The 16,560-nt window shown below is 63.8% G+C and carries 18 protein-coding genes; 1 reads left to right on the top strand and 17 read right to left on the bottom strand.

All coding sequences use genetic code 11. The features are described from left to right. Positions 1–9 precede the first annotated feature (9 nt). The 10 genes from flhA to FRAAU_RS17265 form a co-directional block, all read right to left on the bottom strand. Positions 10–2,094 carry a flagellar biosynthesis protein FlhA gene (gene flhA, locus FRAAU_RS10350; RefSeq protein WP_014403479.1) on the bottom strand — a complete coding sequence of 695 codons (2,085 nt, stop codon included), beginning with the start codon at positions 2,092–2,094 and terminating at the stop codon, positions 10–12. Continuing rightward, positions 2,091–3,230, bottom strand: coding sequence for a flagellar biosynthesis protein FlhB (gene flhB / locus FRAAU_RS10345; RefSeq protein ID WP_014403478.1), 1,140 nt, complete (start codon positions 3,228–3,230; stop codon positions 2,091–2,093). The genes flhA and flhB overlap by 4 nt, the downstream gene beginning before the upstream one ends. Before the next feature lie 2 nt (positions 3,231–3,232). Next, complete coding sequence (fliR, locus tag FRAAU_RS10340; RefSeq protein WP_014403477.1) at positions 3,233–4,000, bottom strand: flagellar biosynthetic protein FliR; 768 nt, start codon at positions 3,998–4,000, stop codon at positions 3,233–3,235. Positions 4,001–4,006: 6 nt separating this feature from the next. Further along, positions 4,007–4,276, bottom strand: a complete 270-nt coding sequence (fliQ, locus tag FRAAU_RS10335) for a flagellar biosynthesis protein FliQ (RefSeq protein WP_014403476.1) — start codon at positions 4,274–4,276, stop codon at positions 4,007–4,009. Continuing rightward, positions 4,273–5,055 (bottom strand): flagellar type III secretion system pore protein FliP, encoded by a 783-nt coding sequence (gene fliP, locus FRAAU_RS10330; protein WP_014403475.1) that lies wholly within the window; start codon positions 5,053–5,055, stop codon positions 4,273–4,275. The genes fliQ and fliP overlap by 4 nt, the downstream gene beginning before the upstream one ends. Continuing rightward, the gene (fliO, locus tag FRAAU_RS10325; protein ID WP_014403474.1) at positions 5,052–5,483 is read right to left on the bottom strand and encodes a flagellar biosynthetic protein FliO; all 432 of its coding nucleotides are present in this window, start codon (positions 5,481–5,483) and stop codon (positions 5,052–5,054) included. The genes fliP and fliO overlap by 4 nt, the downstream gene beginning before the upstream one ends. Further along, positions 5,480–5,758, bottom strand: coding sequence for a flagellar motor switch protein FliN (gene fliN / locus FRAAU_RS10320; protein ID WP_156803511.1), 279 nt, complete (start codon positions 5,756–5,758; stop codon positions 5,480–5,482). The genes fliO and fliN overlap by 4 nt, the downstream gene beginning before the upstream one ends. Positions 5,759–5,862: 104 nt before the next feature. Beyond that, a complete protein-coding gene (gene fliM, locus FRAAU_RS10315; RefSeq protein WP_014403472.1) occupies positions 5,863–6,858 on the bottom strand; it encodes a flagellar motor switch protein FliM in 996 nt (331 codons plus the stop codon). Positions 6,859–6,893: 35 nt separating this feature from the next. Further along, positions 6,894–7,391 (bottom strand): flagellar basal body-associated FliL family protein, encoded by a 498-nt coding sequence (locus FRAAU_RS10310; protein ID WP_014403471.1) that lies wholly within the window; start codon positions 7,389–7,391, stop codon positions 6,894–6,896. Positions 7,392–7,563: 172 nt separating this feature from the next. Then, the gene (locus FRAAU_RS17265) at positions 7,564–8,550 is read right to left on the bottom strand and encodes a flagellar hook-length control protein FliK (protein ID WP_169314758.1); all 987 of its coding nucleotides are present in this window, start codon (positions 8,548–8,550) and stop codon (positions 7,564–7,566) included. Between the two features lie 55 nt (positions 8,551–8,605). Between FRAAU_RS17265 and FRAAU_RS17420 the strand changes: the two genes are divergently transcribed. Further along, positions 8,606–8,914: a hypothetical protein gene (locus FRAAU_RS17420; protein WP_052317879.1), complete on the top strand. Its 309-nt coding sequence runs from the start codon at positions 8,606–8,608 to the stop codon at positions 8,912–8,914. Between the two features lie 115 nt (positions 8,915–9,029). Here the strand turns inward: FRAAU_RS17420 and fliJ are convergent, their stop codons facing one another. The 7 genes from fliJ to FRAAU_RS10265 form a co-directional block, all read right to left on the bottom strand. Beyond that, the gene (gene fliJ / locus FRAAU_RS10295) at positions 9,030–9,476 is read right to left on the bottom strand and encodes a flagellar export protein FliJ (RefSeq protein ID WP_014403469.1); all 447 of its coding nucleotides are present in this window, start codon (positions 9,474–9,476) and stop codon (positions 9,030–9,032) included. After that, positions 9,473–10,843 (bottom strand): flagellar protein export ATPase FliI, encoded by a 1,371-nt coding sequence (gene fliI, locus FRAAU_RS10290; protein ID WP_014403468.1) that lies wholly within the window; start codon positions 10,841–10,843, stop codon positions 9,473–9,475. The genes fliJ and fliI overlap by 4 nt, the downstream gene beginning before the upstream one ends. Then, positions 10,836–11,510, bottom strand: a complete 675-nt coding sequence (locus FRAAU_RS10285) for a FliH/SctL family protein (RefSeq protein ID WP_014403467.1) — start codon at positions 11,508–11,510, stop codon at positions 10,836–10,838. Before FRAAU_RS10285 ends, fliI begins: the two co-directional genes overlap by 8 nt. After that, complete coding sequence (fliG, locus tag FRAAU_RS10280; protein WP_014403466.1) at positions 11,507–12,532, bottom strand: flagellar motor switch protein FliG; 1,026 nt, start codon at positions 12,530–12,532, stop codon at positions 11,507–11,509. Before fliG ends, FRAAU_RS10285 begins: the two co-directional genes overlap by 4 nt. Beyond that, on the bottom strand, positions 12,525–14,246 hold the full coding sequence (fliF, locus tag FRAAU_RS10275; protein ID WP_014403465.1) for a flagellar basal-body MS-ring/collar protein FliF: 1,722 nt from the start codon (positions 14,244–14,246) through the stop codon (positions 12,525–12,527). Before fliF ends, fliG begins: the two co-directional genes overlap by 8 nt. Before the next feature lie 57 nt (positions 14,247–14,303). Then, positions 14,304–14,639: a flagellar hook-basal body complex protein FliE gene (gene fliE, locus FRAAU_RS10270; RefSeq protein WP_014403464.1), complete on the bottom strand. Its 336-nt coding sequence runs from the start codon at positions 14,637–14,639 to the stop codon at positions 14,304–14,306. A gap of 106 nt (positions 14,640–14,745) precedes the next feature. After that, a complete protein-coding gene (locus FRAAU_RS10265) occupies positions 14,746–16,173 on the bottom strand; it encodes a sigma-54 dependent transcriptional regulator (protein ID WP_014403463.1) in 1,428 nt (475 codons plus the stop codon). Positions 16,174–16,560: the final 387 nt, after the last annotated feature.

The following is a 16,560-nucleotide window of genomic DNA, read 5'->3' as shown; positions in this document are numbered from 1 at the left end:
GCCTCGTTTTCATCGTCCCACCGCCGTCACCAGCTTTATCTTGCGATCGTCGGGCACTTCGTTGTAAGCCAGTACATGCAGGCCCGGCGCCAGATTGCGGACAAATCTGGACAGCCAGGGCCGCAGACTGGGCGCCACCAGCAAGATCGCCGGTTCGCCCGCCATTTCCTGCCGACGACTGGCTTCGACCACATTGTTCTGCAAGCGCTCGGCCAGACCCGGTTCGACCGAGGGCCCGGTCGCGCCCGGACCCTGCATGGACTGCAGCAAGATTTGTTCCAAGTCCGGTGCCAAGGTGATCACCGGCAGCTCCTGACCGATTCCGACCATGTCCTGGGTGATCTGGCGGCCCAGCGCGACACGGACCATCGCGCTGAGAGCGGCGGGATCTTGGCTCTGCCCGGCATACTCCGCCAAACATTCGACGATGCCGCGCATGTTCCGGATCGGGATCTGCTCGCTCAGCAGGTTCTGCAAGACCTTGACCACCACGACCAGGGGCAGCTTCTTGGGCACCAGCTCCTCGACCAGTTTGGGAGTGGTGCTGGCGAGGCGATCGAGCAATTGCTGGACTTCCTGGTGGCCCAGCAGTTCGCTGGCATGACTTTGCAGGATATTGGAAAGGTGGGTAGCGATCACGGTCGACGGATCGACGACGGTATAGCCCAGCATCTGGGCGTGGTCGCGGGTCGAGGGTTCGATCCAGGTGGCCTCCAGTCCGAAGGCCGGGTCCTTGCCCTGGATGCCGTTCAAGCTGCCGTGGACCTGGCCGGGATTGATGGCCAGCAGGCGGTCGACGTGGATTTCCGCCTCGCCCATCGGCACGCCTTGCAGCGAGATGCGATAGGTATTGGCATTGAAGTCCAGATTGTCCCGGATATGCACAGCCGGCAGCAGAAAGCCGAGCTCCTGGGAGAGCTTGCGGCGCACCGACTTGACCCGGTTCAGCAGGTCGCCATCCTGGTTCTTGTTGACCAGTCCGACCAGCCGGTAACCGACTTCCAGGCTGATCAGGTCGACCTGGCTGACATCCTCCCAGCCCAGCTCCGGTCGCTCGGCCGGAGGCTTGGCGGTCTGCTCGGTCTTGGCCTTGGCTTCGGCCTCGGCCTCCAGCTCGCGCCGGCGCTCCAGCAGCCAGGCGCCGCCGCCGCAGAGTCCGCCCAGCAACAGGAAGGCGATATTGGGCATGCCCGGAATCAGCCCCATCACGCACAGCACCACGCCCGTCACGTACAAGGCCTTGGGCTGGCCCAGCAGCTGGGTCAGCAATTGCTGGCCCATGTCCTGGGACTGCGACACGCGGGTCACGATGATGGCGGTGGCGATCGACAGCAGCAGGCCGGGAATCTGAGCGACCAGGCCATCACCGATGGTCAGCAGCGTATAGGTGCGGGCTGCCTCGCTGACCGCCAGATGGTGTTGCAGCACGCCGACGAAGAAGCCGCCAATGATATTGATCAGCAGGATCAGGATGCCGGCGGTGGCGTCGCCGCGGACAAATTTGGAGGCGCCGTCCATCGAGCCGTAGAAGTCCGCTTCCTGGCGGACCTCCTCGCGGCGGGTGCGAGCTTGCTCCTGGGTCAGCAGGCCGGCATTGAGGTCGGCGTCGATGGCCATCTGCTTGCCGGGCATGGCATCCAGGGTAAAGCGGGCCGTCACTTCCGAGACGCGGGTGGCACCCTTGGTGATCACCACGAAGTTGATGATGGTCAGAATCGCGAACACGACCAGGCCGACCGCGAAGTTGCCGCCGATCACGAATTCGCCGAAAGCCTCGATCACCTTGCCGGCGGCACCGGGTCCGCCGTGGCCATGCAGCAGCACGACGCGGGTGGAGGCGATATTGAGGGCGAGCCGCAGCAGGGTGGCCATCAGCACCACCGTCGGAAAGGCCGCGAATTCCAGCGGTCGCAGCACATAGACCACGGCCAGCAGGATCACCAACGACAAGGCGATATTGAAGCTGAACAGGATGTCCAGCATAAAGGCCGGCAGAGGCAGCATGATCATCGCCAGAATGATCAGCATCGCCAGCGGCGCTACCAGGCCTCGACGGCCCCAGGTGCGCACGGCCTGCAGTAGTCGTGCGTTCATTGTTGATAGGGTCCTAGCAAGTGGGGGTCGACTTCCGGATCGGGCGGCGGCGGCGGCGTCTGACCGGTATCGACGGCCTGTTTCAGGTGCATGACATAAGCCAGCAGCTGGGCCACCGCCAGATACAGCGCCGCCGGTATTTCGGCGCCGACCTTGGTGGTGTGGTAAAGCGCACGGGCCAGGGCGGGCGCCCGCACCAGCGGAATCCGGTGCTCATCGGCGATCTCGCGGATCTGCCCGGCGATCAGCTCGACGCCCTTGGCCAGGACCTTGGGCGAGCGCATGCCGCTGTCCTGATAAAACAAGGCCACGGCGAAATGTTCGGGATTGACCACGACCACGCTGGCCTTGGGCACGTCCTCCATCATCCGGCGCCGGGCCATCTGCATCTGCAGACGACGGATGTGGCCGCGCATTTCAGGGCTGCCTTCGGTTTCCTTTTGCTCGTCCTTGACCTGCTGCTTGGTCATCCGCTGCTTGCGGGCGTAATCGTAGCGCTGCCACAGCAGATCGATGCCGGCGATGCCGGCCAGCGCCGCCACGAAGCCGATCCAGGATTGCGATACCAGCCGCAGACCATGACCGATCGAGCTGGTGTCGGCACCGCGGCCAAGGATCAGCAGGGTATCGCGCATGCTCCACAGCACCAGTACCAGCACGCCGCCGATCAATACCACTTTGAGCAAGGCCTTGCCCAGTTCCACCAGGCTGCGCAGGGCGAACAGCCGGCCGATGCCGCTGATCGGATCCAGTCGTTCGGGCTTGAACTGCAGCGCCTCTTTGGAAATATGCAGGCCGCCCAGCAGCAGAGGGGCGCCAAAACAGGCCAGCCAGGTCGCGGCCAGTACCGGCAGCAGCACCAGGGCCATATCGGCGACGGCGGCGGCGAGGGCATGCAGCAAGGTGTCCGGATGCTGCCATTCACCCCGTCTGATCTGCAGTCCGCGACGCATCATGGCCAGCAAGCGGTCGGTCATGAAGGATTGGGTCAGGCTCAGGGTGGCGGCGCCGGCCAGCAGCAGGATGGCCGCCGACAAGTCGTGGGAGTGCGGAACTTCACCACGGTCGCGCGCCTCCTGAAGATGTTTTTCAGAAGGTTCTTCGGTGCGATCCTCCTTGTCCTCGCCATCGGCCATCGTCAGGCTCCGATCAAGTGATGCAGGACGGCATCGGCCTGATCGCAAAGGCTGCTGAAGATGCCCGGCAAGGCACGCTGGGACAGCCAGAAGACCGTCAGTCCCAAGGTAATGCTGATCGGGAAACCCAGTGCGAACATGTTCATGGCCGGAGCCGCCCGGCTGATCACGCCGAAGCCGATATTGGTGATCAGCAGCGCGATGATGGCGGTCAGGGCGACCCTCACGGCACCGCTGAACACGATCGAGGCGAAGCTGAGCAGCTCCCAGCTCATCGTGGCCGACAGTCGCGAGGGTGGAAGGCTCCGCATGCTGTCGGCCAGCATCCCGATCAGGGCAAGATGTCCGTTCATGGCCAGAAACAACAGACTGACCATGACGGTCTGGAACTGTCCGATCAGGGGCGTATCACCCCCCTGGGTGGGGTCGATCACGGAGGCGAAGCCCAGTCCCATGGCGTTGGCGATCAGCTGACCGCCATAGCTGACGGCTTCGAACACCAGCTTCAGGGTCATGCCCATCAGCAGGCCGATGATCAGCTGCTGGACGATCACCAGAAGGCTTGCCCAGCTGAGGATGTCCAGCGCAGGCATGGGTGCTTCGGCCGGAATGATGGCCAGAGTCAGGGCCATCGCGATCACGATGCGGACCAGGGAGGGGAGGCCGCTGGCGCTGAAGATCGGTGCAGTCAGCATCAGCCCGGTGACCCGGCTCATGGGCCACAGCAGCAAGGCCATCCAGCGATCGATCTGGCTGAGGTCCCAGTGCATCTTCGTTCAGCGCACCAAGGTCGGCAGACTGCTGATCAGTTGCTGGGTGAAGTCCATCATCAGCCGCAGCATCCACGGCCCTGTGAACAGCATCACCAGCGCGACCACGATGATCTTCGGAATAAAGCTCAACGTGGTTTCGTTGATCTGGGTCGCGGCCTGGAACATGCCGACCAGCAGGCCGACCAGCAGAATGGCCAGCAGGATCGGGCTGCAGATCAGCAGTCCCAGAAACAGGGCATGCTGGCCGAGGGCGACGATGGACTCCGGCGTCATGTGTAGAAACTGCCGGCCAGGGTGCCCAGCAGCAGCGACCAGCCATCGACCAGCACGAACAGCAGGATCTTGAAGGGCAGCGAGATCAGGGTCGGTGACAGCATCATCATGCCCATCGACATCAGCACACTGGCCACGATGAGGTCGATGATAAGAAACGGGATATAGAGCAGAAAGCTCATCTCGAAAGCCGTTTTCAGCTCGCTGGTCACAAAGGACGGCACCAGTACGCGCAAGGGAATGTCCGCGTTGGCGGCATAAGGCCCTTGATGCGCCAGCTTGCTGAACAGCTGCAGGTCCGGATCACGGGTCTGTTCGACCATGAAATGCTTGAAGGGCGCCAGGGCCAGCGGCATGGCCTGCTCGGCGCTGAGGGTGCCGGCCATGTAGGGCTTGAAGCCCTGGGTATAGGACTGGTCCAGCACCGGGGTCATGATGAACAGGGTCAGGAACAGCGCCAGTCCCAGCAGGATCTGGTTGGACGGCGTCTGGTTGGTGCCCAGCGCCTGGCGCAGAAAAGACAGCACGATGATGATCCGGGTGAACGAGGTCATCATCAGGATCAGGGCCGGCAGCAGGGTCAGCACCGTCATCAGGGCCAGCAGCTGCATGGACAGGGTCCAGGTCTGCTCGCCGTGCGGACCGGTCTGGACGGTCACGGCAGGCAGCCCCGAGCCCAGCGGCATCTGCGGGAAGGGCGGCAGGTTCTGTGCCCACACATCGCTGCCCGGCAGCAGCAGACACAGCAACAGAGCCAGGCTGATCAGCCAGGTCTTCATCGCGGTCGCATCCAGCGTTTCAACACGGCATCAAATCCGCCCGGGGCCGGCGTCGGCGCCGGGGGCGGCGGCTCGGCGGCCGGATCCACCGCCGGCAGCACATGCAGGGTCCGCAATCCTTGCGGGGACGAGCCCAGCAGGATGTCCTGATGATCGACACGTACCAGCACCACGCGTTCTTTCAGCCCGATGTTCAGTGTTTCCAGTTGCCGCAAGCGGCGCGCGGGACCACCGGCGCGCAAGGCACTGGCCTGCTGCAGGCGCCGGGTCAGCCAGCCCAGCAACAGGATCAGGGCGACCACGGCCGCCAGACTGGCGGCCATCCGCAGCACGTCAGCGCCCAGGGCTGTGCCTGACAGCGGCGCGAGAGCCGGCGCCGCCACCGAGTGCGCGACGGCAGGCGAAGGCGGCCAGGCCAGCGCCATCATCGCAGTTTCTTGACCCGTTCGGCCGGGCTGACCACGTCGGTCAGACGGATGCCGAATTTTTCGTTGATGACCACGACTTCACCGTGGGCCACCAGGGTGCCGTTGACCCGCACATCCAGCGGCTCGCCGGCCGTGCGGTCCAGTTCGACCACCGAGCCCTGGTTGAGCTGCAGCAGATTGCGGATGCTGATCTTGGTCTGGCCGACTTCCATCGAAATGGTGACCGGCACGTCCAGGATCACATCCAGATTGACTTCGCCGCTGACCTCGTCCATCAGTTGCGACTGGGCATCGACAGCCTTGGGGGCGGCCGGGGTGAAGCCGTTTTCGGGGGCGGGGGGATTGGTGTCGCTCATGGTTCAGTGGTCTGCCTGGGGCCTCAAGGCAGCTCGCCGTCATCATAGTCGGCGATTGCTTTGAAGCGGGTTTCAATATTCAGGGCGGCCTGGCCATGGGCCTGGCCGTAGCGGGCGCTGAACACCGGAATGTCTTCGACGAAGACGGTGGTGTGTTCGGCCGAAGTGATCGGCAGAATGTCGCCAGGGCGCAAATGCATGAATTCGCGCAGGGTCAGCTGGACCTCGGTCAGCAGGCCGCTGAGATGCACTTCGGCATCCAGCACCTCGCTGCGCAGACTGCGGATCCAGCGTTCATCCTGATCGGCACGGTCGCTTTGCACGCCGGCGTCCAGCAAGACGCGGATCGGCTCGATCATGGCATAGGGCATGGTCAGATGCAGTTCGCCGCCGCCGCCGTCGACTTCGACATGGAAGCGGCAGACGACCACCGTTTCGGTCGGACTGACGATCTGCGCGAACTGCGGATTGACTTCGGAGTTGAGAAACTCGAAGTCCATTTTCATCACCGGTTCCCAGGCCTTGGTCAGGGCGGTGAAGGCCTCGGCCAGCACGATCTGGATCACCCGGTTCTCGGTCGGCGTGAAGTCACGGCCCTCGATGCGGGCATGGTAACGACCGTCACCCCCGAAGAAATTGTCGATGATGCTGAAGATCAGCCGCGGTTCGGCCACGATCAGAGCCGTCCCGCGCAAGGGCTTGGCCTTGATCAGATTGATATTGGTCGGCACGGCCAGGCCGTGCACATACTCGGCGAATTTCACCATCTTGACGCCCAGCACCGAGACCTCGCTGGTCTTGCGCAGCACGTTGAACATGCCTGAGCGGAAATAGCGGGCAAAGCGGTCGTTGATCATTTCCAGCGTGGGCAGGCGCCCGCGCACGATGCGATCCTGCTGGGTGAAGTCATAGGACTGGGCGACGCCGGGCGGTGGCGGCTCGGGCGGGGCCGTGTCGACCTGGCCTTTGTCGACGCCATCCAGCAGGGCGTCAATTTCGTCTTGGGACAGGATATCCATGGGTGCTTGGGTGACCGATCAATGACTGGTAGGAATTACTGCATCACGAAGCTGGTGAAGTACACCGCTTCGATGCCCTTGTGCCCGGCGGCGGCGGGCACTGCCTTGCGCACCACGTCCAGGGCGTGCTGCTGCAATTGCAGCTTGCCCTGCGCGCCACTGAGGGTATTGAAATCCTGGTCACTGAGCATCAGCAGCAAGTCGTTGCGGATCACCGTATTGGCGCTCTTGGCCGCGGCGATGGTGGCCGCGTCATGGGACATCAGGCTGATGCCGACCTGCAGCAGGTGCAGACCGTCCTGCTCCTGGAAGTTCACGATAAACGGAGGGTCCAGTGGCAGATAGGCCGGGTCGGCGGCGGGCGCGGCCTGCTGCGCAACGGCAGGTCGGGCATGATTGTTGTTCTGCAGCGCACGGTAGACCAGGCCCAGCATGGCCAGAATCACCACCATCAGAATCACCAGAATGATATTGAGCAGCGAGATCTTGGATTTGGCGACGGGCGGTGCGACGGAGGGTTCCGGAGCTGACATGATGATCCTGGGTAGGCGGCGCGAACAGCGGGGTGACCCCAGTCATCAAGCAAATGCCATGCCAGCCCTGGCGTTCGATCCGGGCGCTATTCCTTACGGCGGTTGGCGACATGGCGTCGACGGCTTGGCGCCACCTCCGGTCTCGTCATTTTATTGACGAGGAATTGCCGTCTCAGACGAAGTGGTCGATCAGGCTTCGACCGGTCCGCTGGATCAGCATGACCGGCGTCGATGCTTCCGCCGTGCCGGCATCCACCGCCATTGTCCCGGGGGAGCGGTCGTTCGACGGCTGGTCCGAGGCATCCTGACCGTAGGTCTGCCCTGCAGACTGCTGCCCGACCTGGGCCTGACCCAGTTGCAGGCCCTGAGCGCTCATCAGACTGTCCAGCTGCGGCAACGTCTGCTGGATGGCATGAACCGTGGCAGGATGCTGGACCGCGAAATTCACGTCCACCACCCCGTTGCTGACTTGCAGTTTGATGTCGATCGGTCCCATGCCCTGAGGGCTGACCTGGATGCGAGCCTGTTGCAGGTCCTGCTTCACCAGCGCGCCGATATGCTGGCTCAGCTGGGAAGCGAAGGCCGGACTGTCCATCTGGACTGTCACGGTGCTTGCGGCCGAGGTCGTGGCGACGGGAGCGGCGGGCGAGGTTCCCGCGCCACCCTGGCTGGTCACCTGGGTGGCTGCCTGTATCGAAGCCAGGCTTGCATCCATGCCGGATGCGCTTTTGCCGTCCTCCTGAGGGCTGGCGGCCAGTCGTGCCGCGAAGTCCGTGGTGGCGGCTTGCGTGTCGGCGGTCATGGCCTGGGAGGCCTGCGAGGTATGAGGGGCGATCTGGCCCTGGTCAACGGCCGGGATGGTGGTCGATGTTTGCAGTGTGCTGGCAAGATGGCCGGTATCGCCAGATCCAGTACCGCTGCTGTCCTGGGCGGAGGTCGGCAAGTCCTGCATGGTGCCTAATGCGGGCAGGCTGCTCTTGCCGCTGGCAGTGACGGCCACCTGGGTCTGATCAGCGGAGTCGGTGGTACCAGCTGTCGGTGATGCAGTATTCCCGGACGGCCCGGACCACTGCATCAGCACGGCAAGGGCGCTGGCATCGGGGCTGGCGGTCGTTGTGGCGTCCTGTTTCGAGGGCGTGTCGGCTTCTGCGCGGGACACCGTTCCGGCATCGGCAGACGCGGAAGCCTGAGGCGTACTCGGAGGGCTTGAATCCTTGCTCGTCGCGTCCGGGCTGCTGGAGGCGGCGGACAGGTTGCGGGCTTGCTCCAGCGAGTGCCTGCCTGAGTGGGCGGGAAGGTGTTTCGCGCTGGAGGCTGCCGTTTGCGACGGGCTGGCGTTCGATGTCTGGGTGGATGCGTTGCTGGCCGTGGCGGCGTTCGATGATCCGTTCTGCGCCGATGGCGTGTCTTGCGCAGTGCCTGATGCCGAGGCTGGCGGCTGCATCTGTTTGAGCAGGGCGCCGAAGCCGGTTGCGCTGTTGCTCCCTCCGCCATGGCTTGAACCGTTGGCGAGGCTGGTGTAGCTCAAGCTGGTTGCAATGACGGTCATGCGGGTTTCCGGGCAGCAGAAAGGGCGTCCAGGGCACAGCCTGACTACAGGAATCGCAAGCATGAACCATGCCAGTCGAAGGGCTGCGTTCAGTCATGCGATGGGCGCCCGAAGCGCAGCGAGCTCATTTCGTCGGCCAGCTGCTGCTCCGAATTCAGCTGGCGCTGGGTATCGGCCTTTTCAAGCTGGCTGGCGACCAGCTTGAGGGCATCGGCGCGCTGACGGGCAGCCAGCCATTGTTGTCGCAGCTGCTCCGCCTGGCGCGCCTGGCGCTCCAGATCCTGTTGCTGTTGGCCGAGTGCGTCATCGATGCGGCCCAGGAACTGGTGGCTGTTCCACAGCGCGCCTGCGGTCATGACCTGTCCGGGGCGGCTGCGCTGTTCGCCGTAGAGCGAGCGGAAGTTCGCCAGCTCCTCCCGGACGGTGCCGGCCTGCCGCTGGCGCTGCTGGTGTTCGCCCAGACGCCTTGCCGCCAGATCGGCGCGGCGTTGCGCCAATTCGACCAGCTTCAGAATACGCTCGCTGCGGCGACTCATCCCAGACCGGCCAGCAGGGTTTGCAGGCTGTTTCTGGCCTCGTCGAGATGCACCGGCTGCTCGGTGTCCTGCTGCAGAAAGGTGACCAGTCGCGGCCACAAGGCGATGGCCTCGTCGGTGCGCGGGTCACTGCCTTTCTGGTAGGCGCCGACTGCGATCAGATCGCGTTGCTGCTGATAACTGGCGTAAATCTGACGGAACCGTCGTGCCAGAGCCATCTGTCCGGCATCGACGATCTGCGGCATGACGCGGCTGATCGAGGCTTCGATATCGATGGCCGGATAATGCCCGGCCTCGGCCAGATCGCGGGACAGCACGATATGACCGTCCAGGATGGCGCGGGCGGCATCGGCGACCGGATCGCCGCGGTAGTCGTCGCCTTCGGTCAGTACGGTATAGAAGGCGGTGATCGAGCCCTGACCTTCGAGGCCGTTGCCGGCGCGCTCGACCAGGGCGGGCAGCATCGCGAACACCGAAGGCGGATAACCGCGGGTGGCGGGCGGTTCGCCGATGGCGAGGGCGATCTCGCGCTGGGCCTGGGCATAGCGGGTCAGCGAGTCCATCAGCAGCAGGACATGCTTGCCCTTGTCTCTGAAATGCTCGGCGATGGTGGTCGCCAGGCGGGCACCGCGCAGGCGGTTCAGGGGCGGGGCATCGGCGGGGGCGGCGACGATCACCGCCCGTTCGCGCCCTTCGGTGCCCAGGGTGTAGTCGACGAATTCCTTGACCTCGCGGCCGCGCTCGCCGATCAGGCCGACCACGACGATGTCGGCCGAAGTGTAGCGGGTCATCATCCCCAGCAGGGTGGATTTGCCGACACCGGAACCGGCGAACAGACCCATGCGCTGGCCGCGACCGACCGAAAGCAGAGCATTGATCGAACGTACGCCCACATCCAGTGGCGCCGTGATCGGCTGGCGCTGCATCGGATTGATCGGCGCCCGGCGCGAACTGGCGCGCTCGGTGGTCAGCAAGGGGCCTTGGTCATCCAGCGGGTCGCCATTGGCATCGATGACGCGGCCGATCAGGCGATCGCCCACCGGCGAGCCGGCACGCGTGGTGAAGGGTCGGACGCGGGCATTGGGCAGCACCCCATGCATGGTATCGGTCGGCATCAGAAACAGGCGGCCATTGTTGAAGCCGACGACTTCGGTTTCGACGCTGCCTTCACTGCCATCAACCATGCACCGCGCGCCGATGGGAGCTTCGCAGCCTTCGGCTTCCAGGGCCAGGCCGACCACCCGTCGCAGTCGGCCCTCGGCCTGAGGCGGCAAGGCGTGATCGACCTGGACTCGGCTGGCCAGCAGGCTCTGACGCCAGCGAGCCTGTCTGGCCTGGTTCCACTGCCGGAAGCTTTCGTCATCCATGGGCAGTCGGGGCCGCTCCGGCCAGCACGGTTTCGGCGAGACGGCTCAGCCGGGTTTCCACCCGGGCATCCAGATGCGACATCTCGGCATCGACCAGCACATCGCCACGCTGCAGGGCGGGGTCGGCAATGACCTGCCAGCCACGGTCATCCGCGGCGTCCGGGGCGGCGTTCAACAGCGCGGCATCGTCCGGCTGCAGGCGCACCTTGATGTGGCGGCTGGCCAGCGGCAAGGAGGCCAGCGCCGTCTTCACGGTTTCAGTGATGTGTTCCGGATTCAGCTCGATGCTGCGATAGACCACCTGGCGGGCAATATGCAGGGCCAGCTCGGCGAGTTCAGTCTCGACCTGCTGGTCCAGACTGTCCAGCGGACGGGCCAGCGCCGAGAAAACCTTCTCGAGCTGACGGCGTTGTTCGGCCAGTTCCTCGGCGGCGGCCTGCCGGCCCTGATCCAGGCCGGCCTGGTAGCCGGCATCGCGGGCCTGGGCCTCGATGGCTTCCAGCTCGGCCACGGTGGGACCGGGCGGTGGCGGAGGCGGAGCAGCAGGCTCTTTCCGGTCCGGGGTGGCGGACTCGAAAAAATCGGGGCCGGTCCAGCGCTGCGCATCCGTGCCGGTACGGTGCTGCATGACCTCGGCCAGCGTGGTGGGAGGGCGGCCGCTATTCATCCGACGAAGTCATCGCCGCCATCCTTGAGCGCGATCTTGCCTTCGTCGATCAGGCGCTTGGCGATGACCAGGATTTCCTTCTGGGCGGCATCGACCTCGCTGAGACGCACCGGGCCCTTCACCTCCAGATCCTCGCGCAACATGTCGGCCGCACGGCGGGACATGTTGGAGAAAAACTTGTCGCGAATGGCCGGTGCGGCGCCTTTCAGCGCCACCACGAGCCGGGCCGAGGGCACTTCGCGCATCAATTCCTGCATGCCGCGATCATCCAGCTCGGCCAGGTCCTCGAACACGAACATGTATTCCTCGATGCGCTCACCCAGGGCCGGGTCCGCTTCGCGGATGGACTTCATCAGTTCCACCTCGCGCGAGGTCTCCATCGCGTTGAGCAGGTCGGCGGCGGACTTAAGGCCGCCCAGATACGACGACTTCAGTTTCTTGGCATTGCCCGAGAACTGGCGCTCCATGACCTCGTCCAGCTCATGCAGGGCATGCGGCTGGACGCCGTCCAGGGTGGCGATGCGCATCACCACGTCGCCGCGGGTGCGCTGGGGCAGGTAGCCGATGACCTCGGCCGCTTGGGCGGTGTCGAGATGGGCCAGCACCAGGGCGATGATCTGCGGATGTTCCAGGGCGATCAGCTCGGCGATCGCGCGGCTTTCCATCCAGCGCAGCGATTCCAGACCCTTGCTGTTGCGGCCCAGCAAGATGCGGTCGATCAGGCTACCGGCCCGGTTTTCGCCGAGCGCACTGACCAACATGCGCTTGATGTATTCGTCGGTGCCCACGGCCAGCGAAGCATGCTGACCCAGTTCGCTGGCGAAGCGATCCAGTACGGTGATGACCTGATCACGTTGCAGGCCCTTCATGGTTGCCATGGCCGAGCCGACGGCCTGTACATCGCGTGCGTCCAGGTGCTTGAGAATTTCGCCGGCGGTTTCCTCGCCCAGCGACAGCAGCAGAATGGCGGCACGCTGGGTGCCGTCAGTCGGGGATGGGGTTGTGCGCTTGGGATCAGCCACCGTCTTCTTCAATCCAGTTCTTTACGATTTGGGCGGCCTGCTTGGGGTTTTCGGCGGCCATGCGCTGGGCGGCAGTAATCTTCTCTTCATAAGCCAGTCGCGACTGGTTGGCCAGTTCGGCCTTGCCTTCACGCGGGGCATCGTCCAGGGCGTCGCCATCCACCGTGGCCAGAGCGGTGCCCGGGGCTCCCGCCGGCAAGGCGGCCAGGGCTTCGGCGGACTGCGGCCCCTTGATCGCATTGCGCAGCATGGGGCGCAAAAGGCCGAAGCCCAGTGCCAGCACCAGGATCACGCCAAGCGCCTGCTTGCCAAGGTCCAGCACGCCGGGACGTTCCCAGAAGGGCGGACGATCGTAGCCGGCAGTGTCATGGGACGCATCGAAGCGGGCATCGACCACGCTGACGCTGTCGCCGCGATTGGCCTCGAAGCCGATGGCGTTCTTGACCAGGTTGGTCATCCGCTCCAGCTCGGCCGGGGTGTAATTGATCACCTTGGGTTTGCCCTTGGCATCGACCGACTGCTTTTCATCCACGACCACGGCCACGGTGACGCGGGTGACCTGGCCGGCCGGATCCGTACTGTGGCTGACGGTGCGGTCGATCTCGTAATTGCGGGTGGCACTGTTGCTGTTTTCGGTAGAGGGGCGGCTGGTATTGGCGGTCGCATTGGCGTTGGCCCGGTTCAGGGCCGGGTTGCCGGCACCATTGGCCGGTCGCGCCATGGTCGGCTGCGGAGTGGCATTCGGCGGCTGGTTGCTGAGCGCACCCGGGACCCCGCCTTGGTCATCGGCGCCGGTGCGATTGGAGCTGCTGACCTGCTCGCTGCGCAGGGCGGACTTGTCATGGCCAAAGGCTTCGCTGGCCTGCTCGGTGCGACGCAGATCGACATCTACCGAGACCTGGGCCTGGACGTGTCCTGAGCCGACCAGCGGGCTGAGAATATCTTCGATGTGCTGGGCATAGATATTCTCGATGCGGGTCGCCAGTCGCAGCCGGGCGTCACCGATCGCGGCGCTGCTTTCCGGATCGTTGTTGGTCAGCAACTGCCCGTCGCTGCTGACGACCGATACCTGGCGAGGATCGAGCTCCGGTACGCTGGAAGCGACCAGGTGCACGATGGCGGCGACCTGACCATTGTCCAGTTGATTGCCGGAATACAGTGACAGCACCACGGACGCACTGGCCGGATGGTTGTCGCGGATAAACGCCGAGGGTTTGGGCAGGGCCAGATGGACGCGGGCCGAGCGGACGGCATGCAGGCTGGCGATGGTGGAGGCCAGATCGGCTTCCAGCTGATGTTGATAGCGATTGTGCTCGGCGAAATCGCTGATGCCGAACAGGGAGTCGTTGCCGCTCTGATCCACGCTGGGGTGCGCCTGCGGCAGGCCCTGGGAGGCCAGTTTCAGCTTGACCTGGGCGAGCTGGGCCGCCGGCACCATGATGCTGCTGCCATCGGGGCTCAGATGATAAGGCGTGCCAGCCGCCTGCAACGACTGCACCACCGCCGCGGCATCACGCTGTTCCAGCCCGCCATAGAGCAGGCCGTATTCGGGGGAGCGCGACCACATCACCACCCACAGGCCGATGGCCACGGCCGCGGCGATGCCGAACAGTGTCAGGAGCTGGCGTGCCAGCGGCGTTGCGAGAACGCTTCGTATGGAGTCAAACCGGGCGGCAGGTTTGGGAGGCGTTTCGGCGACGGCGTTGTCTGCCATGAATAAAGCGATCTCGAATCAGTGACGGTGGAAACAGTGAGTGTGTCGGGGCGAGTGTCAGATGGACATGTTCATGATCTGCTTGTAGGCATCGGTCAGATCATTGCGCACCTGGGTGGTGGCGCTGAAGGCCAGACTGGCTTTCTGGCCGGCAATCACGGTCTGGCCTAGGTCCACTGACGGGTCACCGCGCTCGAAGGCATTGCTGAGCTGAGTGGCATGGACCTGAGTGGCATTGACCTTTTCCAGCGATTCCTTCAGCACGCTGGCAAAATCCATGGGCGTCTTGGCCACTGCTGCCTGGGTGGCGATACCGGTCGCGGTGGCGGCGGTGTCACTCACCTGTGAGGTGAGCTGGCTCAGGTGATTCAGTATGGAAATCGGTGAAATCATTTGGGGTTCCCTTGCATCATCAGAGGCTCAGCTGGCGGCATCGGCCGGTAGCCATCACCTGATTCAAGCATGATTCATGCCATGTCGGCTAGCGTACGTAGCTGCATCAGCCCGCCAGCTGGCTGTAGTTGCCGATACCGTATTTGCGCAGTTTTTCCACCAGAGTCGTGCGCTGCACGGACAGCAATTTGGCGGCGCGGGCGACAATGCCGTCCGACGCGTCAAGTGCTTGACGGATCAGCCTCAGCTCAATGTCGGCCAAGTGGTCTTTCAGGTCGATGCCTTCTTCCGGCAATCGCCCGGAAGGCCAGATATCCTTGCCTGCCTCCGCTCTGGACCAGGTGCTCGGGGCGGCCATGCCGGTTGCAGAGTCGGACTCGGAGCCGTCCGGGCTGTGATAGGGGGCGGGCAGGTCACGCCGGCAAACCGCCTGGCGCGGAAACAGAATGGCGAGCCGCTCCACCAGATTGGACAGCTCGCGGACATTGCCCGGCCAGCTGTATCGGCTCAGGGCCTGCAGCGCGTCATCGCACAGTTTCACCGGCCTCAATCCGCGACGGGACAGATTCAGGTTGAATTCCTCGATCAGCAACGGCAGGTCATCCAGTCGTTGGCTGAGTGGGGGCATTTCCAGTGGGAACACGTTCAGGCGGTAGAACAGATCCTCGCGGAACTGACCGTCGGCAATCGATTGTTCCAGATTGCGATGCGTGGCCGCCACGATGCGGACATTGCAGTGCAGGGGGCGGTTGCCGCCGACCCGTTCATAAACACGTTCCTGCAGGACCCGCAGCAGCTTGACCTGCATGGGCAGGCTCATGTCGCCGATTTCATCCAGAAACAGGGTGCCGCCCTCGGCCAGCTCGAACCGACCCTTGCGGCTGCTGATCGCACCGGTGAAGGCGCCTTTCTCATGGCCGAACAGCTCGCTTTCCAGCAATTCGGCGGGAATGGCGCCACAGTTGATGGCCACAAAGGGCTGCTGCCTGCGTGGCGACATATCATGAAGGGTTTGCGCCACCAGTTCCTTGCCGGTTCCGGAGTTGCCGAGAATCAGCACGCTGGCATCAAAGGGCGCGACCTGGCGGATCAGGCGATTGATTTCACGCATGGCGGCGGACTCTCCGACCAGCCGCCGTCTCGGCGCAGATTCACTGCGGCCACTTCGCTCTTGCCGCCACTGACTGATCTGCTGCTGATGCAGCAGCATGGTCAGATCTTCGGAGCGAAGAGGGTAGCCCACCACGATGGCATCCTGCAGCAGGGCAGGAGGGAGGCTTGTGCCATGGGCTTCGTTCTGATCGAGCAGGACAAGCGGCGGGGATGCCTGTCGAGCCAGCTTGTCCAGCCATTGGCTCAGACCTGCATTGGCACGGTGCGCGCCGAGATAGATCAGCCGGCAGTCATCAACAGCTTCTGCCGCCGGATCATCCGGGTGCATCGTGCTGTGATAGCCAAGAAAACCGAGGACCGCATGGATCGAGCGGCGCCGGGTTTCATCTGACTCGATGATGAGCGCATTCAGTAGTTGCAAGCTGATTCCCCGGAACGTCAATGAGTGAACGAGTCATTCAGGTCAGGTTACGTCAAAAAAATGTGATTTGGCAGAACAATTGACGGCAATGCTTCGTTTTGTGATGTGTATCGCAAATGTCTTGCGGCGAGGCGTTGAGTCTGAATTTTCTTCGGATCAAAAAGCGAGGTCGCCGGGTATTTCCGCGATGGCAATGTAGTGCTCTGCCGGGGTTTCTGGCTGCGGTGAAGTGTCTCGCCTCATTGATCGGGAGAGCGGGGAAGCTTTCGTTTTTCCGCAAAAAGATGCGAAGTCTGCACCTGCAGCATGAAGGGAGCGGGCCTTGTATTGCCATTTATTTGGCGGCAAGCCCTGGTTGGCATATCTTTGGATGCATGATTTTTTGAC

Source organism: Frateuria aurantia DSM 6220, from assembly GCF_000242255.2.
In the GTDB taxonomy this organism is placed as follows: domain Bacteria; phylum Pseudomonadota; class Gammaproteobacteria; order Xanthomonadales; family Rhodanobacteraceae; genus Frateuria; species Frateuria aurantia.
This window is presented reverse-complemented; position numbering and strand designations above follow the sequence as displayed.